This is a genomic window from Spirochaetota bacterium (genome assembly GCA_035477215.1).
In the GTDB taxonomy this organism is placed as follows: domain Bacteria; phylum Spirochaetota; class UBA4802; order UBA4802; family UBA5368; genus MVZN01.
This window is the reverse complement of record DATIKU010000053.1, coordinates 184,781-208,725: the sequence shown is the minus strand read 5'-3', so window position 1 is coordinate 208,725 and position 23,945 is coordinate 184,781. Positions and strand designations below refer to the sequence as shown.

At 59.1% G+C, this 23,945-nt stretch carries 23 protein-coding genes; 12 read left to right on the top strand and 11 right to left on the bottom strand.

The window, feature by feature from the left end; genetic code table 11:
* Positions 1-154 precede the first annotated feature (154 nt).
* Both VLM75_13760 and VLM75_13755 read left to right on the top strand, forming a co-directional pair.
* Positions 155-589 (top strand): hypothetical protein, encoded by a 435-nt coding sequence (locus tag VLM75_13760; GenBank protein ID HSV97981.1) that lies wholly within the window; start codon positions 155-157, stop codon positions 587-589.
* A 116-nt stretch (positions 590-705) separates the two neighbouring features.
* Positions 706-2,619: an aldehyde ferredoxin oxidoreductase family protein gene (locus tag VLM75_13755; GenBank protein ID HSV97980.1), complete on the top strand. Its 1,914-nt coding sequence runs from the start codon at positions 706-708 to the stop codon at positions 2,617-2,619.
* Here the strand turns inward: VLM75_13755 and VLM75_13750 are convergent, their stop codons facing one another.
* From VLM75_13750 to VLM75_13735, 4 genes are all read right to left on the bottom strand, one after another.
* Positions 2,620-2,979: an STAS domain-containing protein gene (locus VLM75_13750; protein ID HSV97979.1), complete on the bottom strand. Its 360-nt coding sequence runs from the start codon at positions 2,977-2,979 to the stop codon at positions 2,620-2,622.
* A 110-nt stretch (positions 2,980-3,089) separates the two neighbouring features.
* Positions 3,090-5,315, bottom strand: coding sequence for a UvrD-helicase domain-containing protein (locus VLM75_13745; GenBank protein ID HSV97978.1), 2,226 nt, complete (start codon positions 5,313-5,315; stop codon positions 3,090-3,092).
* A 103-nt stretch (positions 5,316-5,418) separates the two neighbouring features.
* The gene (locus VLM75_13740; protein HSV97977.1) at positions 5,419-6,141 is read right to left on the bottom strand and encodes a class I SAM-dependent methyltransferase; all 723 of its coding nucleotides are present in this window, start codon (positions 6,139-6,141) and stop codon (positions 5,419-5,421) included.
* 51 nt (positions 6,142-6,192) lie between these two features.
* Positions 6,193-6,930, bottom strand: a complete 738-nt coding sequence (locus tag VLM75_13735) for an MBL fold metallo-hydrolase (GenBank protein HSV97976.1) — start codon at positions 6,928-6,930, stop codon at positions 6,193-6,195.
* A 353-nt stretch (positions 6,931-7,283) separates the two neighbouring features.
* Here VLM75_13735 and VLM75_13730 point away from each other — a divergent pair, with 353 nt between their 5' ends.
* The 3 genes from VLM75_13730 to VLM75_13720 all read left to right on the top strand — a co-directional run bounded on the left by VLM75_13730 (position 7,284) and on the right by VLM75_13720 (position 9,885).
* Positions 7,284-7,685: a transcriptional repressor gene (locus VLM75_13730; protein HSV97975.1), complete on the top strand. Its 402-nt coding sequence runs from the start codon at positions 7,284-7,286 to the stop codon at positions 7,683-7,685.
* 137 nt (positions 7,686-7,822) lie between these two features.
* Entirely contained in the window at positions 7,823-8,359 is a 537-nt protein-coding gene (locus VLM75_13725) for a bacterioferritin (protein ID HSV97974.1), read from the top strand.
* Positions 8,360-8,649: 290 nt separating this feature from the next.
* A complete protein-coding gene (locus tag VLM75_13720) occupies positions 8,650-9,885 on the top strand; it encodes an OFA family MFS transporter (protein HSV97973.1) in 1,236 nt (411 codons plus the stop codon).
* Between the two features lie 11 nt (positions 9,886-9,896).
* Here the strand turns inward: VLM75_13720 and VLM75_13715 are convergent, their stop codons facing one another.
* Both VLM75_13715 and VLM75_13710 read right to left on the bottom strand, forming a co-directional pair.
* Positions 9,897-11,810 carry a DUF2207 domain-containing protein gene (locus VLM75_13715; protein HSV97972.1) on the bottom strand — a complete coding sequence of 638 codons (1,914 nt, stop codon included), beginning with the start codon at positions 11,808-11,810 and terminating at the stop codon, positions 9,897-9,899.
* A 34-nt stretch (positions 11,811-11,844) separates the two neighbouring features.
* Positions 11,845-12,396, bottom strand: a complete 552-nt coding sequence (locus tag VLM75_13710) for a LemA family protein (GenBank protein ID HSV97971.1) — start codon at positions 12,394-12,396, stop codon at positions 11,845-11,847.
* Between the two features lie 136 nt (positions 12,397-12,532).
* On the opposite strand from VLM75_13710, the gene VLM75_13705 reads away from it, so the two are divergent.
* The 5 genes from VLM75_13705 (at position 12,533) to VLM75_13685 (ending at position 16,068) form a co-directional block, all read left to right on the top strand.
* Entirely contained in the window at positions 12,533-13,486 is a 954-nt protein-coding gene (locus VLM75_13705) for an RluA family pseudouridine synthase (protein HSV97970.1), read from the top strand.
* On the top strand, positions 13,471-13,992 hold the full coding sequence (locus VLM75_13700) for a DUF4416 family protein (protein HSV97969.1): 522 nt from the start codon (positions 13,471-13,473) through the stop codon (positions 13,990-13,992). Before VLM75_13705 ends, VLM75_13700 begins: the two co-directional genes overlap by 16 nt.
* 181 nt (positions 13,993-14,173) lie before the next feature.
* Positions 14,174-14,644, top strand: coding sequence for a PTS sugar transporter subunit IIA (locus VLM75_13695; protein ID HSV97968.1), 471 nt, complete (start codon positions 14,174-14,176; stop codon positions 14,642-14,644).
* A 7-nt stretch (positions 14,645-14,651) separates the two neighbouring features.
* Positions 14,652-15,701: a Holliday junction branch migration DNA helicase RuvB gene (ruvB, locus tag VLM75_13690; GenBank protein ID HSV97967.1), complete on the top strand. Its 1,050-nt coding sequence runs from the start codon at positions 14,652-14,654 to the stop codon at positions 15,699-15,701.
* Between the two features lie 7 nt (positions 15,702-15,708).
* A complete protein-coding gene (locus VLM75_13685) occupies positions 15,709-16,068 on the top strand; it encodes a TSUP family transporter (protein ID HSV97966.1) in 360 nt (119 codons plus the stop codon).
* A gap of 4 nt (positions 16,069-16,072) precedes the next feature.
* Here the strand turns inward: VLM75_13685 and VLM75_13680 are convergent, their stop codons facing one another.
* From VLM75_13680 to VLM75_13665, 4 genes are all read right to left on the bottom strand, one after another.
* The gene (locus VLM75_13680) at positions 16,073-16,750 is read right to left on the bottom strand and encodes a TetR/AcrR family transcriptional regulator (GenBank protein HSV97965.1); all 678 of its coding nucleotides are present in this window, start codon (positions 16,748-16,750) and stop codon (positions 16,073-16,075) included.
* A 49-nt stretch (positions 16,751-16,799) separates the two neighbouring features.
* Positions 16,800-17,177, bottom strand: a complete 378-nt coding sequence (locus VLM75_13675) for a VOC family protein (protein HSV97964.1) — start codon at positions 17,175-17,177, stop codon at positions 16,800-16,802.
* A 2-nt stretch (positions 17,178-17,179) separates the two neighbouring features.
* Entirely contained in the window at positions 17,180-18,418 is a 1,239-nt protein-coding gene (locus VLM75_13670; protein ID HSV97963.1) for an aminotransferase class III-fold pyridoxal phosphate-dependent enzyme, read from the bottom strand.
* Positions 18,419-18,550: 132 nt separating this feature from the next.
* A complete protein-coding gene (locus VLM75_13665; protein ID HSV97962.1) occupies positions 18,551-20,773 on the bottom strand; it encodes a heavy metal translocating P-type ATPase in 2,223 nt (740 codons plus the stop codon).
* A 201-nt stretch (positions 20,774-20,974) separates the two neighbouring features.
* On the opposite strand from VLM75_13665, the gene VLM75_13660 reads away from it, so the two are divergent.
* Positions 20,975-21,853 (top strand): MlaD family protein, encoded by an 879-nt coding sequence (locus VLM75_13660; GenBank protein ID HSV97961.1) that lies wholly within the window; start codon positions 20,975-20,977, stop codon positions 21,851-21,853.
* Entirely contained in the window at positions 21,853-23,181 is a 1,329-nt protein-coding gene (radA, locus tag VLM75_13655; protein ID HSV97960.1) for a DNA repair protein RadA, read from the top strand. The genes VLM75_13660 and radA overlap by 1 nt, the downstream gene beginning before the upstream one ends.
* Here radA and VLM75_13650 read toward each other — a convergent pair.
* Positions 23,150-23,791 (bottom strand): YkgJ family cysteine cluster protein, encoded by a 642-nt coding sequence (locus tag VLM75_13650; protein ID HSV97959.1) that lies wholly within the window; start codon positions 23,789-23,791, stop codon positions 23,150-23,152. The genes radA and VLM75_13650 overlap by 32 nt on opposite strands.
* Positions 23,792-23,945: the final 154 nt, after the last annotated feature.

The window sequence follows — 23,945 nt, the reverse complement described above, 5'->3', positions numbered from 1 at the left end:
CGGGGATGTGGCGGCGTTCGTGCGGACCGCACAGTGTCTCGGCGATATTCTGGGAACAGGGCCCGTGCCGGCCGATAAAGCGGCGCCCGGAAAAAATAAAGTACGCGCGCACGGCGCGAAGGGGGATGGCGGATGAAGGATATCAAGGGTAAATATGAAGGGCGAATACCGGGCTAAAACGTTTTCCGTGGGGATCATGGCGGCCGGCGCCGATTTCTTCACACACCACTTTTTCGGCCCCGGGCGCTGGGAAGGGAAGGCGTTTTTTCCTTTCGAGAAGGCGAAGGGCTGGGGGTATAATCTTTTCAGGCTCAATGGCCGTGACGGGAAAGACTCCCTTTCGCGAACGAGGAAGATGAATACCTTCGTCGGTCCATCGCTCCTCGACGGAAAGCCCTCGTTCCACCTGGATTACGGTCCGTATAACGGCGGGGCCGTCGGATCCATGCGCGACGAAATCCGCATGATCAACCACAATCTGTATATCGGGATGGGGCACATGGCGCTTGGCGGCGGTTCGATAAATCCCGCCCCGTTTCTGCTTATCGGGCCGCCCGAAAAATGGATTGGGCTTGACAGGGTGGAATAACTTATGAGTGGTGTTTATATAAATAATACTATTCATTGAGTCCGCGGAGTGATGATGAAGGACGAGCACTGAGGAATCGTCCCTCATCTTAACATGGATGAGGCAGGGGGCGTATTATGGCAAGCAAGTACGGGGGATATACGGGCAGGCTGTTGCAGGTCGACCTCGGCACGAACCAGGTTTCGGAGTACCATGTTTCGGACGACGACCGGGAGCGATTTCTCGGCGGGCGCTTTCTTTCAACCAAAATTTTGTGGGACACGCTCGCGCCCGGGATTGACCCGCTTTCTCCGGAGAACGTGCTCGTGGTGATGACCGCTCCGCTTACGGGAACGGGGGCGCCCTGCACCAGCCGCTATGATATCTCGGCGAGAAGCCCGCTTACCGGCGCGATCGGCCATTCGAACAGCGGCGGTAATTTTGGCATATACCTCAAGCGCTGCGGCCTCGACGGCCTGATCGTCCGCGGGCGCGCCGCAAGGCCTGTGTACCTTGCGATCGACGAAAGCGGTGTTACGATAAAGGACGCTGCGGGGTTGTGGGGCATGGATACCGAAAAGGCCCAGCACGCGCTTATCGAACGTCACGGCAAGGGGGGCGCCCTGGCGATCGGACCGGCGGGGGAAAACCTCGTCAAATTCGCGGCGATCGTCTCACAGGAGCGCCTGCACGGCCGTACCGGGATGGGTGCCGTGATGGGATCGAAAAACCTAAAGGGGATGGTGGCGGTCGGGAACAAAAAGGTCGAGCTCGATCGCCCTGAGGAATACAGGGGGCTTGTCAAAAAATGGACAAGGATGCTCATGGAGCATCCCGCCACCGGGGAGGCCGCACCGCGGTATGGCACCGCGGGTTTCCTCACGGCGCTCTCCATCCGTAACGCCCTGCCGACTAAAAATTTCAGCGCGGGGAGCTACGCCGACGCCGTCATGATCGGCGGCGAGCGGCTTGCCGACGAATTTCTGGTGAAGAACACCGGTTGTCTTTCGTGCCCGATCCGCTGCGGGCGCGTAGTAATGGTCGACGGCCGCGAGGTGAAAGGTCCCGAGTACGAGATCCTCTGCCTGCTTGGCTCGAATATGCTTATAAACGACATAGAGGCCATCTTCCGCTGGAATTACGAACTCGACCTGCTCGGCATGGATTCGATAAGCACTGGTACGGTTATGGGTTTCGCCGCCGAGCTGAACGAGCGGGGCTTGTGGCAAAACGGCATCGAGTTCGGGAAAAAGGAAAACATCTCCGAAGTTTTGCGAAGCATGGCCTACCGGGAGGGGATCGGCGCCGACCTCGCCGAGGGAGTGCGCTTTCTCGCGAACAAGTACGGCGGTGAGGAATACGCGCCGCACGTAAAGGGCCTCGAGATGGCGGCGTACGAGCCGCGCGGCGCGGTGGGGCACGGGCTTGGCTATGCCACGGCGAGCCGCGGCGCCTGCCACCTGGACGGCGGCTACCTCATCTATTTCGAGGCCACGGGGCCGGTGACCCTGGACCCGTTTCACCACCGTTCCAAGCCGGGATGGGTGGTGCTCGACCAGAACCTGCTGGCGGCGATCAGCGCCGGCGGGAGCTGCCTGTTTACCTCGTGGACTTTCGTTCCCCCGATCGCCTTCAAGGTGCCCGGCAGCAAGCTTCTTTCGTCGATCATCACCGGGGTTCTCACGCATTCGTGGGCGCTGGTCGACGCGCTGCTGCGTTATCCTAAAATCCTGAAATTGCATATCCCGATGCTGCCGCACACGAGGGCGATTGAATATGCGACGGGCATGAAAATGGACTTCGGAACCTATTTCAGGGTCGGGGAGCGCGGTTATACGCTTGAGAGGCTGTATAATCTTCGCGAAGGGATAGGCGGCTCTGAGGACAGATTGCCGAAGCGGTTCACCGAAGAGCAGCTGCTTCCGGGGAATAAACACTCGGTGGTGCCGATGGGTAAAATGCTGCCGAAATATTACCGGCTGCGCGGCTGGGACCGCTCGGGCGTACCCACGAAGAAAACGCTCCGCAGGCTCGGCCTGGATGGACTTTGATTATTTTGGGGACTTTATATCCGCGATGGCATCGTAATCCGAGCTGAATGTGTTGACGAAGTCCGATATCCCGACGATGTCCATGACCTTCTGGAAATGGCCCGTAAGGCCCACAAAGCTGACCTTGCCGCCGACCTCGTTGATGTTCTGGATGATGTTGATCAGCGTGGCGATGCCGGCCGAGTTGATATAGTTGGTCTTCTCGAAATTTATGACAAGGTACTTCGGGTGATATTTATCCTTCAGCTTTCCGAAGACCCGCATTACCTCGGCATCGGCCTCGGACGTCATGTCACCCTCGATAATCAGGATGGGGACGTCTTCGGTGTATTCGAAAGTTACCTTGTGTGCGATGCCCATTGCGCTCTCCTGCAGTATGATATTTCCGGGTTCAAGTCCTCTGTGTGGTCGCGTGAAAACCGCGTAATAATCGGACCATTTCCGGGGGAATGTCAAGTATTATTCTGTGATTAAATCTTCTGAAGCGGTGTATATTTTTCGAGAAAGGTTTTCTTTTCGCCGTTTCCGAAGACTATCGTGATTTTTACGTTGTCCCCGCCGCCCTCGATGGTCAGAATCCTGCCCCTTCCGTATTTCGGATGAAGCACCGCGTCCCTCGTCCTGAAGCGGGACCCGCTATCGGCGGTCATGACTTCGGCGACGGCGTGAGTATCGGTGCCGCCGGATGGGCTTTTGAAGCGCGTGCCGTCGCGCACCGGCGCGCTGTAGCCGCCCTCGCCGTACTGGCGCATGTCAAGGGTTTCCGCCGGTATCTCGGCGATGAAGCGCGAGGGCTCTTTGTAGGAAAGGCCGCTGTAGCTTCGGCGCATCTCGGCGCTGGTGAGGAATACGCGGTCCATGGCCCGCGTTATGCCCACGTAACACAGCCGGCGCTCTTCCTCGATGCCGGCGTCGGTGTCGCTGGAGTTGAAATGAGGGAAAATGCCTTCTTCCATCCCCGTGAGGAAGACGACGGGAAACTCGAGTCCCTTGGCGTTGTGCACCGTCATGAGCGTGATCGAGTTCGCCGGGTCGGGGCCATCGGCATCGGGCGATTCCTCCGAGGTGAGCAATGAAATCTCCTGTAAAAAACGGTCAAGCGTGGCGTCGGGGTTGCGCGCTTCGTACTCGTAGACGCTGTTGATGAATTCCTCGATGTTCTCGAGCCTGGAGCGGCTCTCGATCGAGTTCTCTTCCTCGAGCGCTTCACAGTAGGAGGTTGCCACGACCAGGCCGCGCACCATGGCCGAGAGTTTGATTGTTTCGGGCACCCCCGCGGCGGAGGCCATACCGCTTTCGATCAGCCTTCTAAATGAAACAATGCCCGCGGGAACCTTCCCCTTGATGGCGATTCCCCCCGCTATGACCTCCCATTCGGAGATGTTTTCGGTATAGGCGGTGTCGCGAAGCCGCTCAACGGTCGCCGCTCCTATGCCGCGCGCCGGAACGTTGATGACGCGCATGAGCGATACGCCGTCGGAGGGGTTCGCGATGAGCCTGAGGTAGGCCAGTATGTCTTTGACCTCTTTACGGTCATAAAATTTCAGTCCCCCGAGCACGCGGTAGGGCATGTTCTCCCTGCGGAGCATCTCTTCGAATACGCGTGACTGGGCGTTGGTGCGGTAAAACACCGCGAAGTCGCGGTTGCGAAGCGCCTCCAGTTTCTTGAGGGAGAGTATCGTGCTTACGGCGTACTCCGCCTCGCCGTATTCGTTGTTGGCCCGGCACCAGGTGACCGGTTCGCCGTCGCCGCGGACGGCGCGCAGGCGTTTCTCCTTGCGGTTGACGTTGTTGCGGATGACGCGCCATGCAGCGTCGAGTATCGGCACGGTGGAACGATAGTTCTCCTCGAGCTTTACGACCTTCGTTTCGTCGAAATCGCGCTCGAAATCGAGGATGTTGCGGATATCGGCGCCGCGCCAGGAGTAGATGGACTGGTCGTCGTCGCCGACCACACAGAGGTTCCGCGTGGCGGACGAGAGGTATTTGCAGATGAGGTACTGCGCGTGGTTGGTGTCCTGGTACTCATCGATCATGAAGTAGCGCCAGCGCCGCTGCAGCTCGGCGAGCGCTTCGGGGCTCCTGCGCATCAGCACGACGGTTTTTATGAGCAGGTCGTTGAAGTCGAGCGCGCCCGAGCGGGCGAGGCGCTCCTGGTATTCCCGGTACAGGTCGGGGAAACTGAGCCCCGGATATTTCGGCATGAGATGCGTAAGATCTGCGCCGTCGATCATCTCGGAGCGGTCCTTGATCTCGGAGATCTTCGAGGCGAGCGCGGAAGGCTTTATTTTTTTCGGATCAAGCCTCATCCCCATGAGTATGTCCTTGACGAGGGTCTCCTGGTCCTTCGCGTCGTAGATCGTGAAGGCGCGCGGCACGCCTATGCGGTCGCCGTAGCGGCGCAGGATGTACACCGCGGCCGAATGAAAGGTCCGTACGAACACGTTCTCGCCGATGGGCCCGATGAGATCGATGACGCGGCGCTTCATCTCTTCGGCGGCCTTGTTGGTGAAGGTGACGGCGAATATCTCGAACGGCGGGACGCGTTTCGCCCTGATGAGATGGGCGATGCGGTAGGTTATAACGCGCGTTTTGCCGGAACCGGCCCCGGCGAGGATAAGGAGCGGGCCCTCGGTGTGGGTGACCGCCTCGCGCTGGCCGGAGTTGAGGTCATCGAGTGGGTCGCGCTGTGTCATGGTCGTTACCGGTTTCATAGGGGTAGGGTACTATTCGCCGCATAGGGGCATGCGGGCAAGCAATTTTTGGGGATGAGGGCGGACGAGATGCGCCGCCCCGGCCTCAGCGCGCGCGTGCGGCGGGTTTTAAGCAGAGGTACGTGGCGATGAAGAAATCGCCGTAGTCCGCGCGTTCAATATGGAAGCCGGCCCTGTAGAGCATTTCCTCCATTATCCAGTCGTAGGTCGAATACTCCTCGCGCACGTGACGCTCGTAGTCGAGCGCCGCCTCCTCGCCGGCGGATTCGCGCATACGCTCGACAGTCCGCCCGATCGAGGCCGCGGCCTTCCCGGGTTGTACGGCAAAGACGACATCGCACATGAAAAACCTGCCCCCCGGGGCGAGAAGATCGTGTACGCGGGAAAGCGCCACGAGCTTCCAGAAATCGGGGAGGTGGTGAAGGGCGAGCTGGGAGACGACGGCCGCGGGCGGCGTATCGTCGTGGGTGTAGCCGAGGAAGCCCGAATGAACAAAGGAGATATCGCCCGCTCCGCGGCGTTCCGCCTTCCCGCGCGCGTAATCGAGCATCGTCCTCGAGACATCCAGCGCATAGACCCTGCGGCAGCGGCGCGAGGCCTCGATGGCGAACTCGCCGGTGCCCGCGCCGAACTCCACCAGCACGTCACTGTTTTTCAGGTCGAGATCGTCGAGGATGGCGTTCGCCTCGGCGCTGACATCGCGAAGCGCGCACATCCGCTCGTCATATTCGCGCACCCTTTCGAGGCTATCGTAGTCGGTGCCGACCTGTTTCATCTCGTCGTATGTCCAGCCCACGTTGGTGTCCATGGTCCTCCTGTCCGGTCCGCGCCGGACGAATGCCTCAGGCGCGTTCGCCTTTTAGTCCGTTATTTCGATCCTGTCGCCCGGTCGCACGTAGCGTATCCTCCCAGGCCCGGTCTTTTTATTTTGTTTCAGGTGTGTACCGTAAAAGACGACATCATCGCCGCATCGCGGGAGTGCTTTTTCCGCGAGGTCCGCCTCCGACAGGTGCACCTTGTGCGCCTCGCCGGGCTCGCCGTTGAGGTCGATCAGGACGGCTTTCCCGCCGTCCTGGATATGCGGAAGGAGGTCCTCGCTCCACAGCGTGTCGGGCATGTAGGTGAAAAGCGGCGTCTGGAATCTTTTCAGGGTGAAGCCGAGGGTCTCGACGGGGTGCGCCATCGGGATGGTCCTGATCGAGAGCCCGTCCCCGAGGTCGAGTTCGCTGTCGGGGCCGGTTTCGATGAATCGCATCGCGCCTCCCAGCCATTCGCGCAGGGGATGGCCCGGGCCGAAGGCGAGCGTGCACAGTTCCAGCATCCGCGCCTTGAGTCCGCCCGGGCCGAAGGTCGTCATCACGTCATCCGTGCCGTCATAAAAAAGGCGCAGGGCGAAAAAAGGGAACCCGAAGCAGTGGTCGGCATGAAAATGGGAGATGAAGATGTTCCGGATAGAGCCGAGTTTTATCCGCTCCCTGAAGAGGCTCGACATGATGTCGGGCGGCGTTTCGGCGAGCAGCCGGTCGTCGACCAAAAACGCGTTATAGGGGAGGCCGTCGCTGATGCCGCCGCCGTTACCGAGAATCGTAAGTCGCATGATGTTCTCCCTGTGCCATCTCCATGTTCGCCGCGTAAATGAACCCGGCGGCGCGGGTGTGCGGTGCGAAATAATCATGGTTCTGTAACCGGCCGGTGCCGTCTACGGCCTCCGGGTGTGGCGGAGTTAAGCCGGTGTACCCGCGAACAACAATAAGCCTACTATACCATAGAGAAATTAATTACATCCGTTTTTTTATTGACTTTAAAGGTCCGGGAATTATATTGATAATCATTCCGAATATGATGGATATTGGGTTAGGATGCGGGATTCGACATGCCGGGACGGGGTTTTTGCCGTAACCCGGGCGGTCGCGCTGTCGGAAGGATACTGTGTTTAGGGCGATTCATTTTATGGCCAGGGAACCGATGGAGACGCGGTATAAAAAAAGCAGACAGCGCGAGAAAATACTTGAATTGCTGCAGGGTACCCAATCGCATCCGTCGGCTGACTGGATATACGAGAGGCTGAAAAAGGATTTCAAAAACCTGAGCATGGGCACCGTGTATCGCAACCTCGGTATTCTGATCGACCAGGGGTTCGTCAGGAAAATCGATTTCGGGAGCACCTTTGATAGATTCGACGCCAATATGGCGAAACACTACCACTTTCTCTGTGAGAGATGCGGGGCGATTTCGGATATTGAGATGCCCTTCGACGATTTATTGAACCGGAAGGCGGCCCGGGCGGGACGCTTAGAGGTGCGGCACCACAGGATAGAGTTTTTCGGAGTTTGCGGAAAATGCGGGAAGTGATCGTCTAAAGTCGTTTCGACCGGAACAGGTGTCATTATCATGCGATCTGAGTGTGAGGATTTATTCTCCGACGATGGCGGGATGTGGATGTGTTCGCTGTTCGTAACAAGTAAAATTTGGGTATAAGGAGGTTGTCCATGGCGCAGGCGTCACGTGAGGAACGGAAAAAAAAGGTAGTCGACGTATTGAACCAGGCCAGGTCGATGGAGCTCCAGGCGATATGCCAGTACATGAACCAGCACTACAATCTCGACAACATGGATTACGGCGAGCTGGCGAAGAACATCAAGCTGATCGCGATCGACGAAATGCGCCACGCGGAGGAGTTCGCCGAGCGCATCAAGGAGCTCGGTGGTGAACCCACGAGCGAGATGGCGGGCAAGGTTGAGAAGGGCCAGCCCGTGGAAAAGATTTACCCGTCCGACTCGAAGGCCGAGGAGGATGCAATCGAGGCTTACAACCGGTTTTTAAGCGTATGCACGGAGAATGGCGACAGTATTACGGCCAAGATTTTCGAAACGATCATCGACCAGGAGCAGAAGCACCTCAATTATTTCGACAATGTCAATGACCACCTCGAACGGCTGGGTTCCGCGTACCTCGCAAAGATAGCCGGCACCTCCGCCTCGACAGGACCCGCCACGAAGGGATTCGCTACCGGCGTCGGGGAATAGGTTTATCCGTTCACTAAACGTCGCTTTAAGCGGCGTTCGTCTTTCGGCGGGTGCATGACGTCCGGTGTGCCCGCCGCCCCGGTTTATCAGGTCAAACAATGCTTGACAAATGACGCCCTCCATGCGAATTCATATCGGTTTTGTATTACAATATTCTTGGTGTTCTGTGCAATGGCTTTAAAAGGTCCCGGATGCGCCTGATTTCATCTCCGCGGGCGCAGGGGTGGGCCGCTTTCGTTTCCGGTTGTGCCGCTGATCGTTTGCGTCAATTTTAATCCTTGGAGATACACATGAGAGAATCGAAGACCGTGCCACACACATTCCCCCGGGCGGTCCCACTTATCGGCGGAGTGCTCGGGAGCACCACCTGCGGGGCGCTGTTGTACGCGTGGAGCGTTTTCATCCGCCCCCTCAACGCCGAGTTCGGATGGAGCAGGGCCGACATCGCCCTTGCGTTCGCCATAGCCTGCCTTATATTCGGGCTTATGACCTTCCCGGCCGGGAAGCTGTCGGACAGGTTCGGTCCGCGGATCGTGGTGCTTGTCGGCGCAGTTATCCTCGGAATCGGCTTTACGATCTCCGGATTCATCACGGAGAAATGGCACCTGTACATCACCTACGGGGTGATAGCGGGTTTCGGCGGCGGGCTGATCTATCTCCCACCGATCGCAACGGCGCCGAAATGGTGGCCCGACCGGCGGGCTCTGGCTACGGGCTTCTCGGTGGTGGGGCTCGGACTCGGCTCCTTCATCATGGCGCCGCTTGCGACCTATATCATCCAGAATATCGGATGGCGTTACGTCTTCATTTACGCGGGTATCGTTATGTTCGTTATGGCGGCCATAGCCTCGCTCTGCCTGAAAAATCCCCCGGCAGGATGGAAGCCCGTCGGCTGGACCCCTGTTGAGAAGGCGGGAGCGGGATCCGCCGCCTACCGCGACTTCACCCACAGGGAAACGTACCACACTGTGCAGTTCTGGTTGATGTATCTGGCGTATTTCGGCGGTTCATTCGCGGGCCTCATGGTTATCGGGCATATCGCGGGCCACGGGATCGACAGCGGCCTCGCCCCCATGACAGCCGCCGGAGCCGCAAGCTGGCTGGCCGTCATGAACGCGGCTTCCCGTGTGCTGATAGGGCAGGTGGCGGATAAAGTCGGAACGAGGATCAGCTTTACCATCGTCTTTGCCCTGCAGGCGGTCGCGATGCTGCTGCTCTTCCCTTCGGGGGGAATGTACTGGGCCCTGTGGGCGGTGGCGGCGCTTATCGGCTGGAATTACGGTTCGATGTTTACGCTGTTTCCGGCCACCTGTCTGCAGTATTTCGGGCCAACGGCGCAGGGCTCCAATTACGGACTTCTGTTTACGGCCTGGGGTTTCGCGGGTTTTGCCGGTCCCTGGGTGGGCGGATGGCTGAAGGACGCCAGCGGAACGTATCTGGCGCCCTTCGCGGTCGCCGCCGGTATGGTGGCCATGGCCGTTGTGATCCTGGCGCTGGTAAGGCCGCCTGAACGGAAAAACAGTTGAGGGCCGGGGGCTTACCAGCCCCCTCCCCCACCTCCGCCTCCTCCTCCACCGGAAGAACCGCCGCCTCCTCCGCCGGAGCTCGAGCCCGGCGCGGTAGAGGAAGACGAGATGGCGCTGCTGAAGGAGTTTCCCAGCGACGAGGCGAATTCCCCGGCACCAATGCGTGCAAGGGACGCCCCGCCGTACCAGGAGGGCGAGTAGGCTCCGGCCGCGGCCGATGCCGCGAGTACGCCTGAAAAATATTCCGCCCATCGGTTTTCAACGCCGAGGGCGATTGCGTACGGAAGGAATCGTTCGAATGTCTCCGGCGTTTTCTCGGGCGGCGTTGCCGCGTTGAGGCGGTCGCGCTCGGCAACGTTCAGGAACAGTCTGAATCCCTCGATTTTATCCATGAGGCCGCGCCCGGTCCGGGTGGGGGCCTTCAGGAGATGATAAAACAGGAAGTTGACAAGGGACAGGCAGATCGTTGTGAGCAAAATCCACGGGCTCCCCGATTGCAGATACACCACAAGAACAACGATCTCGGCGCCTACAAACGGCAGCGCGAAGAGCGTCAGGAATACGGCCCCGCCCGAGGCGAAGATCTTTTTGATGCCCACCCTCATTCGCATTGCCCCGCGCCAGGCGGTCGCCGCCTTCCAGAGGAGAAACACAACTCCGATGCTCCAGAAAGCGAGCCAGATCAGTACGAACGTCTCCGAAGATTCGAGGAAGCCAAAGATGAGTGAGATGATGATGGCGGTGGCGGAGAGGAAAAGCCCCGGTACGAAATATCCCACATTTTTAAGGAAATACTGTTTTTCATAGTTGAGTGAAAGCGCCCGTTGCGCCGCCTTGATGGCGCCGGAGATGCGGGCGTGATTAGCGGTTTCCAGGGTGATGCTTTTATTCTTCCCGAACAGTTTTTCGAGTATCTTCTTTTCCTCCGGGGCCAGGTCAAAGCCGTCCTTGTCGGTTTTTCGGAGGGTGTATTCGCCATCGTCGTCGCTGATTGTGCAATGGCCCCTGACCGCCATCCCCACGATGGCAGCGGCAAAGGCGCGGTCATCGTAGCCCATGCACGATATGAACCGCAGGGCGGCGGGGGAGAGCCGGTCGGGCGCTTCGTAGAGCGGTATGACGACCCCCTTGCGTGGATTGCGCCCTGCGATCACCCAGGCTGTCAGATAATATAAAAGAACAAGTAGGAATCCCACCATGCCCGTGACCGCCCCCATGTTGTCACGAAGGAAGCGCTCGCGATCGTGTCGTAGATCCGGAGGCGCAATCAGGTCCGCCGGCCAGCGGACCGCGATGGTGAGCCCCTCGCGGGGAGCCAATATTTTCGAAGAAGAGAAGTAGACCGCGCCGGATGCATTGATCGCTGAGGAATAGCTCCGGCCCTTTTCGCCCTCCATGCCCGTATAGGCCTCGTGGGAGATGACCCGCCCCCGGGCGCCATGGGGCAGGATAACCTCGGCAGTCGTCGAATCGATTATGAATTCCCATTGGTTTCCGGTAACATTCCAGTACAGCTCGGTAAACTCGTCGAAAAAACCGAGCTGAAAATCGGTCGAATATGTCAGGGAGTAGGTGTAAATATTCGGCGTCAGGTAAACGTTTTCGCCGCCGATATAGACACGCTTTCCGCGATCGACGCTCTGGATGTGGAAAGGCTCGGGACTTCCGTCCCTCCGCACCTCGATGATATCGAATGGTACGGCCTTGTTGAAGCCGTATTCCCCCCTGTATATGGTCGGGAAGTCGCGGTAGATGCCGCGCTTGATGCGCTCACCCGCGCTGCGGACGGTGATGATCTCTGTCACCCTGAGGCTGCCGTCCTCGCGCACCACGATGGTGCTGTCGAAACGCAGGATTCGCTCGTGGCCCTGGCCGCGGGCGGCTGCGCCGGCAAGCGTTACCACGGCGGCAAGGAAGAGAATCAATAATACTTTTCCTCTAATAACCGGTGTCCCCGCTTCAGAACTTGACCTGTGGCGCCTGCCGCTCGACCGCCGATTCGATTTCGAAGAAAGCCGCCGGCTGGAAGGCGAACTTTTTCCCGACGAGCGAACTGGGGAAAGACTCGAGCAGGATGTTGAAGTCGCGGGCGGCGCCGTTGTAATAGCGGCGTGCCAGCTGCAAATGGTCCTCTATTTCCGAGAGAGAGTTTTGAAGGCCGCTGAAATTTTCACTTGCGCGAAGCTGCGGATAGGCCTCGGCGACGGCGAGGAGCTTCCGGAGCCCGAGCGAAAGTGCGTTTTCCGCGTCGACCTTTGCGTCCGGTCCCTCCGCGCCCATGCATCGGCTTCGAAGGGCGGCGACTTCTTCCATGAGCTTTTTCTCGTGGGAGGCATAGCCTTTCACCGTCTCGACCAGGTTGGGGATGAGGTCATAGCGACGTTTGAGCTGAACGTCGATACCGCTCCATGCCTCACGGAGCATGTTGCGAAGTGCGACGAAGCGGTTGTAGGTAATGATGATCCAGAGAACGAGGACGGCGAGAGCGCCCGCCGCTATGATGGCGTACATTGGTTTCCCCCTTGGCGATTGTATCCCAGCATGTTAGCACGGGCCGGTGCCGGGGGCAAGGTTTAATCCAAAAAATATATTGCGCGGAAGCGGCCATGGCGGCGATACTGCGCGGTGACGGTGACGATCAACGCCAATGGAAGAGCGAATCAACGAAACGGCGGTACCTCGAGAACATGAACGGGAGAGGATCGATGTCTACCTCGCCAGGCGATTCACCTACCTCAGCCGGTCGGCATGGCGCAGGGAGATAGAGCGGGGAAGCGTATTCCTGAACGCCGCCAGGGTCGAATTCCCGAATACCCGCGTACGCGGCGGCGATATCGTACGCTTCGATGGCAGAGGATACGCCGAGCCCGAAGTGGACGACCGCATAACGGTGCTTTACGAGGACGAGCACCTGGTATGCGTCGACAAGCCGGGGAACCTTCCCGTGCACCCGGCGGGAAGGTATTTTAACAACACCCTGGTGCGCATACTTGAGGAGCGGCACGGCGGAACGTATTTGCCGGCCCACCGGCTCGACCGCGAGACGTCGGGGGTGATTCTGCTCGCGAAGCGTCGCGAGGTCGCCTCGAAGATACAGCGGGCGTTCGGGAACGTGACGAAGAGCTATATCGCGATTGTTCACGGAAGACCGGCCGAGTTGGAATTCGAAATTGATGTTCCGATAGGCGACGACCCCGCGGCGGCGATTAAAAAAAAGCGCATCGCCTCCCCGGGCGCAGCCGAGAGGGCGAGCACTCGTTTCAGGACACTCTTCTCCTTCGGGAATTACACGCTGGTGCGGGCGTTTCCCGAGACGGGCAGGCTTCACCAGATTCGCGTGCATCTGCTGTACGCGGGTCATCCGATCGTCGGGGACAAGCTGTACGGCCGGGACGACCGGCTCTTCGGCCGTTTTGTGGAGGAGGGGCTGACCGATGAGCTCCTGGCCCTGCTCGAGATGCCGCGCTCGGCGCTTCATTCCCGTTCGCTCCGGTTCTATCATCCCATGCTACAAAAGGATCTCATGATTAAAGCGCCGGTGCCGCGGGATTTCAGGGAATTTCTTTTATCGAAGGGCGTGCAACCATGGCCGAGCCGGTAATACCGCACAGGGCGAAACTGTTCGCCGGTATCATCACCTCCTCGGGCGAGCTCGCGCAGTCGGCCGAGGCGGCGCTGGTGAAAAAATACGGCGAAATAGATTTCAAGACGGCGAAGATTCCCTTTACGCACACCGAATACTACGGCGGCATGGGGCGGGATCTTTTCAGGGTGTTTCTTTCGTTTAGAAAGCTCATCCGACGCGAGGACATCGTGGAGATCAAACTTTTCAGCAACCGGATGGAAAAAAAACTTTCGGGGCGGGATAAGCGAATCATCAACATCGATCCGGGATATCTCACCCTGTCGAACGTCTTTCTCGCCTCGTGCAAGGAGTATTTCCACCGGGCCTATCTTCGCGAAGGGGTCTATCTTGAAAATGAATACAGGTTCGTGGCCCGGCACTACGAGCCGTGGGACTGGACATATCCCGATTACCGGTCGCGGGAGTATCTCGAGTTTTTTCACGGCGTGCGGGGATTGTACGTTCAGCAGCTAAAGAAGTAAGAATCTTGCCGGGCCGTCATTATGACGAAAATATATATCTTGACTAAAAATCGCGGCTCCCATTTACTTTACCCTGAAAATTCCGACACCGTCCGGTGAGCGTTACAGGTGACGCTTCCGGAAAAAACGGAAAGCCGCGACGATCGGCACACGAAACTCGTACGGGCTACAACAGCAACCCATGATCCTATCTGAATATCTCAAGAAGAGCAACATCATCATCGGCTCGCGGTCGAAGACGCGCTGGGATCTGATCCAGGAGATGCTCGACTTCGCGGTCAGGAACAAGGACGTCAGGGAAGAAGACAGCGAGATCGTAAAAAAGGCCCTGGTAGAGCGCGAAAAGTCCATGAGTACCGGGATCGGCAAGGGAGTGGCGATACCGCACTGCACCTCGGCGCGGGTGGAGGACATCATCATCGTCCTCGCGCTCTGCGAGCACGGCATCGATTTCGACGCCATCGACAACCAGCCGGTGAAGATCGCGATACTGTTGCTCGTCCCCAAGAACAAGCTGACCCAGCACATCAAGACGCTCGCCAATATAGCCCGCATCATGAACAACGACGTAATACGCGATGAGCTCCTCGCCCAGAAGACCGCCGACACCGTGCTGAGGACGATCAAGAAGTACGAAACCGCCAAGAAATAGCGCCAATATGGAAAACCTTTCACGTCTCGTGAATGCGGACAGGCTCTCCGAGGACAAGGAAGAGCGGTCCCTGCGCCCGTCAAGCCTCGGTGAGTTCGTGGGCCAGCGGAAAATCGTCGACAACCTCCGCGTTTTCATACAGTCGGCCCGTATGCGTAAAACCCCGCTCGACCATGTGCTCCTCGCGGGGCCGCCGGGACTGGGGAAGACCACGCTCGCATTTATAATAGCGAAGGAACTGGGAGTCAGCCTGCGCGCTACCTCCGCTCCGGTCATCGACAAGGCGGGCGACCTCGCGTCCATCCTCACGGGACTCGAGGAGAACGACGTCCTCTTCCTCGACGAGATACACCGACTTTCGCCCGCAATAGAGGAGATACTCTATCCCGCGATGGAGGACCGCTCGCTCGATATCATTATCGGGCAGGGCGTGGGCGCGAAGACCATCAAGATCAACCTGGCGCCGTTCACGCTGGTGGGCGCGACGACCCGAACGGGTCTTCTCACCTCGGCGCTGCGCGACCGCTTCGGTATCCCGCTGCGGCTCAATTACTACGAAATCGAAGATCTTGAAAAGATCGCCGACCGTTCGGCCCGCATCCTCGGCTGTCCCATCCGGGATGACGCCGCCGCGGAACTGGCGAAGCGCTCGCGACGCACGCCGCGCATCGTAAACCGCCTTCTAAAGCGCGTGGCGGACTTTGCCGTCGTCGAGACGCGGGACACGATCGACCTCGGGATAACCAGGTTCGCGCTCGACAGGCTCGACATCGACGTGCTGGGTCTTGACGACATGGATCGGAAAATCCTCTCGGTCATCATTGACAAGTACGACGGCGGCCCGGTGGGAGTCAAAACAATCGCGATTTCCGTTGGAGAGGAAATCGATACGCTGGAGGACTTTTACGAGCCCTTCCTGGTGCAGAGCGGCCTCCTGAACCGTACGCCCAGGGGCAGGGTCGCCACTCGGGGCGCGTACGAACACCTGGGGAAAAAATACACAGGCGCATGCGGCGACGCGGCCCAGGGCGGACTGTTCCAGGAAGAGGAGGAGTGACAGTGTGATGACATACGTGTTGGCCGTTTGTATAGGTATTCTGGCGGGGATTGCCGGCGGCCTTATGGGTATCGGGGGAGGACTTATCATAATCCCGGCGCTGGCCTTCATTCTTCATTTCGACCAGCACATGGCCCAGGGGACATCGCTCGCCGCCATGGTGCCGCCGATCGGCCTGCTGGCGGCGTACGTGTATTACAAGAACGGCCATGTCAACATACCGGTCGCGGCGTTTATCGCGGGTGGGTTCATCCTGGGCGGTGTTGTCGGGGCGAAGACAGTCGTGAATATCGATGCCGGTATTCTCAGAAAGGCATTCGGAGTCATACTGTTTCTGATCTCCCTGCGGATGATCCTTGGGAAGTGATCCCTCAGTGCGGACGAACTGCGACGGTTTTTTTCGACGTCGTGCCCTTCGGCGCCACGGGAAAGGGCGCAAGCCCCCGTATGAAGTGGTCGGCCGCATAGCGATACAGTTCCTCGAAGTTTTCGTGGCGGTACATGGTGTTCTTGAGCTTCCTGAGCTGTATCAGTCCGTGAAGTGAGCCCCAGAAATAGAGCGCCGAGTTCTTGACATTCACCTCCGCGAAATCGCCGTCGGCGATGCCCTGTTTTATCGCATCTTCCACCATCACGAGAATCATGTTGCCGTGCCTGTCGATCCTGTTTTTCAAATTCGGGGGAAAGATAACGTCGGGCGACGAGATGAAATAATTGAAGATGTCGAAATACTTTTTGTGTTCGCGCGAGAAGTCGAGATATGCCTGCGCCATCCTGGCGAGTCTTTCGGCCGCGCGGTCGCCGTTTTTCCCGGCCTCTTCCACCTTCGCGTACAGAATGTCCAGCCCCTCCTCCTGCAGTGTGGCGAATATCTCCTCTTTGCTGGAAAAATACAGGTAGATCGTGCCGACCGAGAGCTCGGTGAGTTTCGCTATCTGGTGCACCGAGGTGGACGCGATTCCTTCCCGGAAAAGCAGTGTGCGCGCGGCGTCGAGGATCGCGATCCGCCGCTCCTCTTTTTCGCGGATTTTTCTTTCTTTAATTCCCATGATGGAAAAACCTTAACGGCCCTCGGCCCTCGGCCGTTGGCCGTGTTCTTTATTTATTCACATATTCTATCAGCTGTATGAACTCACCGTCCGGCCCCTGGATGAACGATGTCCAGCGATCGGGCCTTGGCTGGAGCGGATCGAAGGCGACGGTTACGCCCCGTTCCCTCAGCATGGCCACAAGCCCCTTGATGTCGTCCACCGTGAGGCTGAAGTGGTACAATCCGGTCTGGACGCTCGCATTGGCCTGGACATCGCCGGGATTGCCCGGCTCGATCTCAATGCTGAAGTCGTCGTTGCCGACAAAGTAGAATTTCTTGCCGAGGATGTCAACTTCATCTACGATCCGAAGGCCGAGCATATCGCAGTAAAACCCGAGCGATTTTGAGAGATCGGCCGTCTTTATTCCGAGGTGGTTCCAGTTCATCGTCAGCCCCCTATCTTTTTTTTCACCAGCGCGAGGCATTCGGCGGCCACGTCGATGGTCTTTTTGATGTCCGTATCGGTTATGGCCGCGCAGACGAACCAGTTGTGATGCGGATGGAAGAATATCCCCCTTCTGGCCGCCTCCCCGCAAAAGTATCGGTTGGTCTCGAAGGTCGCGTCGTTTTCAAAGGTCATATAGGGCATGGCAGGAGGACCCGAAAGGGCTACTTTGACGCCTGCGGCCGCGGCCGCCTCTTCCAGGCCCTTCATGAGCTTTTTGCCCATGGTGTCGATCCTCTCAATGGCGCCGCTCGACTTGATCTCGTCTATAGTGGCGATGGCCGCGGCAAACGGGACCCCCGAGAAGAAATGTGTGCCGGAAAAGAAGACCTTCTCGGCGGAGGGCTTGAGCTCGAAACGCCCGGACGCCACCGCTATCGGATAGCCGTTGGCCATTGCCTTGCCGAAAGTTTGCAGATCGGCGTTGAATCCGTAATGCTTCGCGCTTCCCGCCAGGTTGAGGCGGAATCCGCAGCGGATGTCGTCGATGATGATGTCGAAGCCCTCGCTCTTCGCGGTCGCATTGACGGCGTCGACGAATTCTTTCGCGGGGAGGTCCTGGTCGCGAAGGGCGTCGTGGCGGTGCGGTGTGAGGATGACGGCCGCGACCTTCCCCTTGTTCTCGTTGACGACGCGCTTGAAATCGGCGACGTCGTTGTATTCGAAATAGGCCAGGTGGGTCTTCCACTCGGCCGGGACGCCTTCCCCATGTGGCTGACACCAGAAGTGCGAGCCGTGGTAGGAGCCCTTCGCGATGAGGATGACCGTTTTCCCGGTGTGTACGCGCGCGACGGTGATCGCGTACGAGGTTACATCCGAACCGTTCTTGCCGAAAACGCACCAGTCGGCCCCCTCAATGGTATCCACCATCTTCTTCGCCAGTGGAAGCCAGAGGTCCGAGGGCAGCGTGAAGCAATCGGCGTTCTCCTGCTGTTTGCGGGCGGCCGCGTCGATTTTAGGGTGCTTGAGCCCGAGAAGGTTCGTTCCGAACGAGCACATGTAGTCGATATATTCATTGCCGTCGACGTCCCAGATGCGACATCCCTCGCCGTGTTTAACGAACGCCGGATATGAACCGAAGGTGAGGAACATCGGGCTTCTGGGGCCATAGATGCCGTTGGGAACGTATTTTTTCGCCTCCTCGAACATCTCGTACGATTTAATAAATTCATAGAGCTTCATAATGACAACCTCCACAGGGTAAACGCCCCACGCCGTGCCGTTCATGCCGCGGTGTGTGAACGGGAATACTACGGATGAGGCATTTTACTAAATGGGCACTATTTATTTAATGAATACCGTTCATGTATTGTGTCAAGAGTTTTTTCCGGACCTGTATGCCCCGGGCGTAAAGCGCTTCAGGAGGAGTGAGAAGCCCACCACGGTGACGGAGCTTGCGGCCATGGCGAGTCCGGCGAGTTCCGGCTTGAACGTGATGCCGTAAACGGGATGAAGAAGCCCGGCCGCGACAGGCACCAGGAGTATGTTATAGGCGAAGGCCCAAAAGATGTTCCGCCTGATGCGCGTCATCACGGCGCGGCTTAGCTGGAGAGCGGCGGGCACGTCGAGCAGGCGCTCCCTCATGAGTACGATTCGTCCGCTTTCCACGGCAATGTCGGTGCCGCCTCCGAGCGCGATACCGACATCGGCGGCGGCGAGGGCCGGGGCATCGTTGATGCCGTCTCCCGCGAAGGCGACCGAGCGTCCGTCCTCCTGAAGGCGCCGGACCTCTTCCGCCTTGCGCTCCGGAAGCACTCCGGCGATAACATCGTCAATACCCACCTCGCGGGCCACCGCTTCGGCGGTGCGACGGTTGTCTCCGGTGATCATGGCGACCTGTATTCCCATGCGGCGAAGCTCGTCTATGGCGGCCGACGCGTCTTCGCGCGGGGAATCGGAGATTCCGGCGATGCCGATAACGCGCCCGTCGAAGGCGCAGACGACAACGGTTCTGCCGGCTCCTTCAAGTTTTTTGATGCCCGCGTATGCCTCAGCGCCGATGGCGATGCCCTTTTCGATGAGGAAGTCCCCGCTTCCGGCCAGGACCGGTGCGCCCGAGAGAAGGCCGCTTACCCCCCTGCCGGCGTGCGTATCGAAAGAGCCGACATCGCGAGCCGCGATCCCGCGCCGGTGCGCCTCGGCGACGATTGCGGCGGCGAGGGGATGGAGCGAGTCCTTTTCGACGCCCGAGAGAATTTCGAGCAGTTCGATCTCATCCACGTCGAACGGAACCAGGTCGGTTACGGCCGGCCGGCCGCGCGTGATGGTTCCGGTTTTGTCGAGGAGGACGGTGTTGACGCGCGAGGCGGTCTCGAGCGCCTCGCCGTCGCGTATGAGGATGCCGAGTTCGGCCCCTCTGCCGATGCCCACGGTGACGGCCGTGGGGGTCGCAAGCCCGAGCGCGCAGGGGCAGGCGATAACCAGGATCGAGACCAGCGTGGTGAAGGCGAAGAGGAGCGATTCGCCCGCGATGAAATACCAGCCAGCGAAGGAAATCACCGCGATGGTGAGGATGACGGGGATGAACCATCCGACGACGACGTCGGCGATGCGCTGAACGGGCGGGTGTGAACCCTGCGCCTCCTTTACGAGGCGGATGATGCCGGCAACGACGGTGTCGCCGCCGGTCCTCGCCGCCTTTATGCGCAGTACGCTGTTCAGGTTGACCGTGCCTCCGGTAACCGGGTCGCCCTGTTTGCGGAAAACGGGAATGGATTCGCCCGTTAGCATGGATTCGTCAACGGAGCTCTCGCCCGAGAGCACCTCGCCATCCACCGGCACGCGCTCGCCGGGGCGCACAAGAAGTGTGTCATTCGGGACGATCGTGTCGAGCGGCACCTCGGTTTCGAGTCCGTCGCGGACCACGATGGCGGTATCGGGATTGAGGGCCATGAGCTTTTTTATGGTGTCCGATGTCCGGCCGCGCGCGCGCCCCTCGAGATAGCGTCCCAGCATGAGGAAGCCGGCGAGCATAAGCGCCGTTTCGTAGAACATGAAGTCGTGCGGCAGCACCCTGAAGGTGCCGAGGAGGCTTGCGCCATAGGCCGCGCCGATTCCCATGGAGTACATGACGTCCATGGTCAGGTTCCGGTTTCGCAGCGCGCGAGCGGCCGCGGAAAAAATGGGGGCGCTCACGTAGACGAAGAGCGGGGTGGCGACAACGAGCATGATCCATGAAATCGGAAGCGCGTGCAGTGCGGGCACATACATCATTCCCATCAGGATAAAACCCGAAACAAGCCCGATGATGAAGCGCGTCCGCTTGGCGGAGAGGTCCCGCTCGCGCCATTCCTCTCCGCGTTGCCGGTCCCCCCCGGAGTCCGTGCCGAGGAACTCGTACCCGGATTCCCGGATCGCCGCGGCCATGAGGCCCAGTTGTGCGACGTCTGCGGCGCTCACGCGGGCGACACCGGTGGCGTGGTTGACCGAAACGCCGCTGACCCCGTCAACCTTCGAAAGCGCGTTCTCCACCGTGCGGGAACACATCACGCAGCTCATCCCGCCGATATGAAGATCGATGGTTTTCTTTTCGCTCATCACGCTTCCATTCGCCGTTGCCAATGGAACAATATAGCCCGTCCGGAAGGAAAAATCAAGCGGCGAGCGATGGATCGTAGAAGCTTCCGGCATTTCGCCATTTTTATCGTACAGTGGTTGATTTTTTATCCATATACCTGTATGCGGAGAGTGGGCGGACGCCGATGGATCCGTTCGAAATACCGGGAGTCAGGAGGCCGTATGATAAAAATGACGAACGAGATCAGGGTGGGGCTGCTCATCACCGTGAGTTTTACCCTCTTTCTCCTGCTCGTGGGGATACTCGCCAAAGTGAACATAGCACAGAGCGGTTACCGTCTCAGGGTTTACTATGGATTTTTGAACGATCTGCGTATCGGGGCGCCGGTAAAGATCGCCGGCGGTATCCGGATCGGCCAGGTCGGGGCCATTCGCCAGTCGTCCGAGAAGACCGAGGTGACGGTCTGGATCGACAAAAAGTTCCGCCTGATCCGACCCAGTCAGTTCGCCATCTTCACCACAGGGATCATCGGTGAGAAATATATCAACGTCTTCGTGCCCCCCTCGCGCGATATGGACGATTATCTGAAAGACGGGGACAGGGTATACGGCATCGACCCGCCCAGCTTCGACCAGATGATGCTGACATTCCAGGGGTTCATGCAGGACAAAAGCGGCGGCCAAATACTGGCCGAGATATTCCAGAACTCCAACGCCTTCGTCGCAAACCTCAACAAGATGGTCGAGGAAAACCGTTACGACGTGCGCCAGACCGTTTCGGTGAGCCGCGCAACCGTCGCCACGCTCTCGGTCCAGAGCAAAATACTGGTCGACCAGCTTAACCTGCTTACCAGAAACCTCGCCCAGATTTCCGAGACCAACAAGGAGGACATCAACATCACCCTTAAAAACCTCTCCGAGACATCGAGCCAGCTCAACAAGGTTATGTTCCGGCTCGAAAACGGGCGGGGAACGCTCGGCAAACTACTGACCGACGAGGAGGTGTACAACAATATCCGCGACGCTTCGATCCTCGCCAAGGACCTTTTCTATACGCTGAAGATGGATCCGTCCAAGCTCCTCTTCAGGCCCAAGCAGTAATGGCGCGAAAACCGAGTCCCTTCGTCTGTTCCTCGTGCGGCGCCCCCACGCCCAAATGGGCCGGGCGCTGCTCCTCCTGCGGGGAATGGAACACGATCGTGACGGCGCGGCCCGCGGCGGGGGAAAAGCGGGAGGCCGCGCCGGTTGTAGCGCTTTCGGATGTGGGCGAGGACGGGTTTGCCCGCATCGCCACCGGCATAACCGAGTTCGACATGGTGACCGGCGGAGGGATCGTCCCCGGATCGGTGATACTCGTGGGGGGCGACCCGGGCATCGGCAAGTCGACCCTCGCGCTCCAGGTGGCGAACTCGTTCCGGACCTTTTATTTTTCGGGCGAGGAGTCGCCCGCGCAGATACGGCACCGCGCCGAGCGGCTGGGGGTGGACACCGGGAGGATATCGGTCTCCACCGTCACCTCGGTGGAGGAGATCATCGCGGCGGCGGAATCCGCACGGCCCGACTGCGTGGTCGTCGACTCGGTGCAGACGCTTTATTTTTCCGATGTTCCCGGATACGCGGGTTCCGTAAGCCAGATACGCGAGGCAAGCTCGCGCCTGGTCGACATGGCCAAGCGCACGGGCATACCCGTCATTCTCATCGGCCACATCACCAAGGACGGGGCCATCGCCGGGCCGAAGCTCCTCGAGCACCTGGTCGACACGGTACTGTATTTTGAGGGGGATTTTTCGAAGGACTACCGGGTGCTGCGCGCCTTCAAGAACCGTTACGGCTCGGTGAACGAGATCGGCCTCTTCCGCATGGAAAAAAAAGGCCTCGTCGAGGTGAAGGACAAGAACAGCCTGTTTCTCAACCCTTATCTTTCATCCTCTCCCGGCAACGCCGTCTCGGCATCGCTCGAGGGCAGTCGCATCATCCTCTTCGAGGTGCAGTCGCTGGTAAGCTTCACCAGCTTCTCGAACCCGCGCCGGATGGCCGACGGCTTCGACCTCAACCGCCTCATCCTCCTCGTGGCGGTGCTCGAAAAGCACGGGCTTCTCAAGCTCGGCACCTTCGATGTTTTCGTCAACGTCGCCGGAGGATTTCATATAACGGAGACGGCGTCGGACCTCGCCGTCGCCATGTCGATCGCCTCGAGCCTTAAAAGCAGGGAGATACCGCCATCCACCGGATTTATCGGCGAGATCGCCCTTTCGGGCGAGGTGCGTCACGTGGCGCAGTGCCATCGGAGGATCCAGGAGTTTGCGCGCTCGGGTTTTGAGAGGATCGTGCTGCCCAAGGGCGAGCTTGACGAGGCGCGCCGGGCGGGCTTCGCCGGCGAGGTCGTAGAGGTCGGCACTATCGCCCAGGCGATGGATCGTCTGTTTTAAAGGCCCCTCCGGCGATAAACTCGTCCATCATGATGGTGAGCACGCCGTTCACCTCGATCGAGGGGTCCACCTTGCCTGCGATCTTCTGCACCAGTATCCGGAAGAGCTTTTCGGCGTCGGCAAGCAGGGGGAGCTCGGCGACGTTACGTACCGGCCGGCTGCAGTGTTCGGGGTCTTCGAGCGAATGATAGATGCGGCACGAAAGGGGCCGCCCGTCATACACCGTGCAGAGGTCGTTTTCGAGAAAGGGGCATGGTATGCTTTTCTCGAACCAGACGGCGTTTTCATCGCCCGCCTCGCTCCGCTCGTCCAGAAAGGCCCGTAAAAGCGCGGCGTGTTCGGCGATGCGGCGGTTGAGATCATCGCGGTCGAAATCCGTGAAGGCGTAGAGATAGTCGATGAGCGCCAGCGCCTCGGCGCGGCTGGCGACGACAATGCGGGAACAGCAGCGCGAACAGCCCTTGAAGCATGAAACGCCCCCCCGCGCTTCGCCGAGTATTCCCTGAAGGGGGGCATAGAGCGCGTAATGAAGCAGGGGAAAGTACGAGTCGAATTTTTCGAAGGCCTCGTCGATTCGCTTTTCGAGCATGCTGAACAGGTCGTCGGACATTGGCCGCTCCTTTCCTGGGGATCACTCCCGTTTATGGCTACACAATCGGGCGGTGCCATGGCTCTGGCAAGTATTATTCCCGGTCGGATTCCGGTCGGCGGGTGAGGAAAAAAGAGTTGCATTTAGGGTTCCGCTTCTCGATAATTATTGCAAT

Coding starts and splice junctions, on each gene's coding strand:
- VLM75_13760 (HSV97981.1), top strand. CDS start 155: ATGAAGGGCGAATACCGGGCTAAAACGTTTTCCGTGGGGATCATGGCG.
- VLM75_13755 (HSV97980.1), top strand. CDS start 706: ATGGCAAGCAAGTACGGGGGATATACGGGCAGGCTGTTGCAGGTCGAC.
- VLM75_13750 (HSV97979.1), bottom strand. CDS start 2,979: ATGGGCATCGCACACAAGGTAACTTTCGAATACACCGAAGACGTCCCC.
- VLM75_13745 (HSV97978.1), bottom strand. CDS start 5,315: ATGACACAGCGCGACCCACTCGATGACCTCAACTCCGGCCAGCGCGAG.
- VLM75_13740 (HSV97977.1), bottom strand. CDS start 6,141: ATGGACACCAACGTGGGCTGGACATACGACGAGATGAAACAGGTCGGC.
- VLM75_13735 (HSV97976.1), bottom strand. CDS start 6,930: ATGCGACTTACGATTCTCGGTAACGGCGGCGGCATCAGCGACGGCCTC.
- VLM75_13730 (HSV97975.1), top strand. CDS start 7,284: ATGGCCAGGGAACCGATGGAGACGCGGTATAAAAAAAGCAGACAGCGC.
- VLM75_13725 (HSV97974.1), top strand. CDS start 7,823: ATGGCGCAGGCGTCACGTGAGGAACGGAAAAAAAAGGTAGTCGACGTA.
- VLM75_13720 (HSV97973.1), top strand. CDS start 8,650: ATGAGAGAATCGAAGACCGTGCCACACACATTCCCCCGGGCGGTCCCA.
- VLM75_13710 (HSV97971.1), bottom strand. CDS start 12,396: ATGTACGCCATCATAGCGGCGGGCGCTCTCGCCGTCCTCGTTCTCTGG.
- VLM75_13705 (HSV97970.1), top strand. CDS start 12,533: ATGGAAGAGCGAATCAACGAAACGGCGGTACCTCGAGAACATGAACGG.
- VLM75_13700 (HSV97969.1), top strand. CDS start 13,471: ATGGCCGAGCCGGTAATACCGCACAGGGCGAAACTGTTCGCCGGTATC.
- VLM75_13695 (HSV97968.1), top strand. CDS start 14,174: ATGATCCTATCTGAATATCTCAAGAAGAGCAACATCATCATCGGCTCG.
- ruvB (HSV97967.1), top strand. CDS start 14,652: ATGGAAAACCTTTCACGTCTCGTGAATGCGGACAGGCTCTCCGAGGAC.
- VLM75_13685 (HSV97966.1), top strand. CDS start 15,709: ATGACATACGTGTTGGCCGTTTGTATAGGTATTCTGGCGGGGATTGCC.
- VLM75_13680 (HSV97965.1), bottom strand. CDS start 16,750: ATGGGAATTAAAGAAAGAAAAATCCGCGAAAAAGAGGAGCGGCGGATC.
- VLM75_13675 (HSV97964.1), bottom strand. CDS start 17,177: ATGAACTGGAACCACCTCGGAATAAAGACGGCCGATCTCTCAAAATCG.
- VLM75_13670 (HSV97963.1), bottom strand. CDS start 18,418: ATGAAGCTCTATGAATTTATTAAATCGTACGAGATGTTCGAGGAGGCG.
- VLM75_13665 (HSV97962.1), bottom strand. CDS start 20,773: ATGAGCGAAAAGAAAACCATCGATCTTCATATCGGCGGGATGAGCTGC.
- VLM75_13660 (HSV97961.1), top strand. CDS start 20,975: ATGATAAAAATGACGAACGAGATCAGGGTGGGGCTGCTCATCACCGTG.
- radA (HSV97960.1), top strand. CDS start 21,853: ATGGCGCGAAAACCGAGTCCCTTCGTCTGTTCCTCGTGCGGCGCCCCC.
- VLM75_13650 (HSV97959.1), bottom strand. CDS start 23,791: ATGTCCGACGACCTGTTCAGCATGCTCGAAAAGCGAATCGACGAGGCC.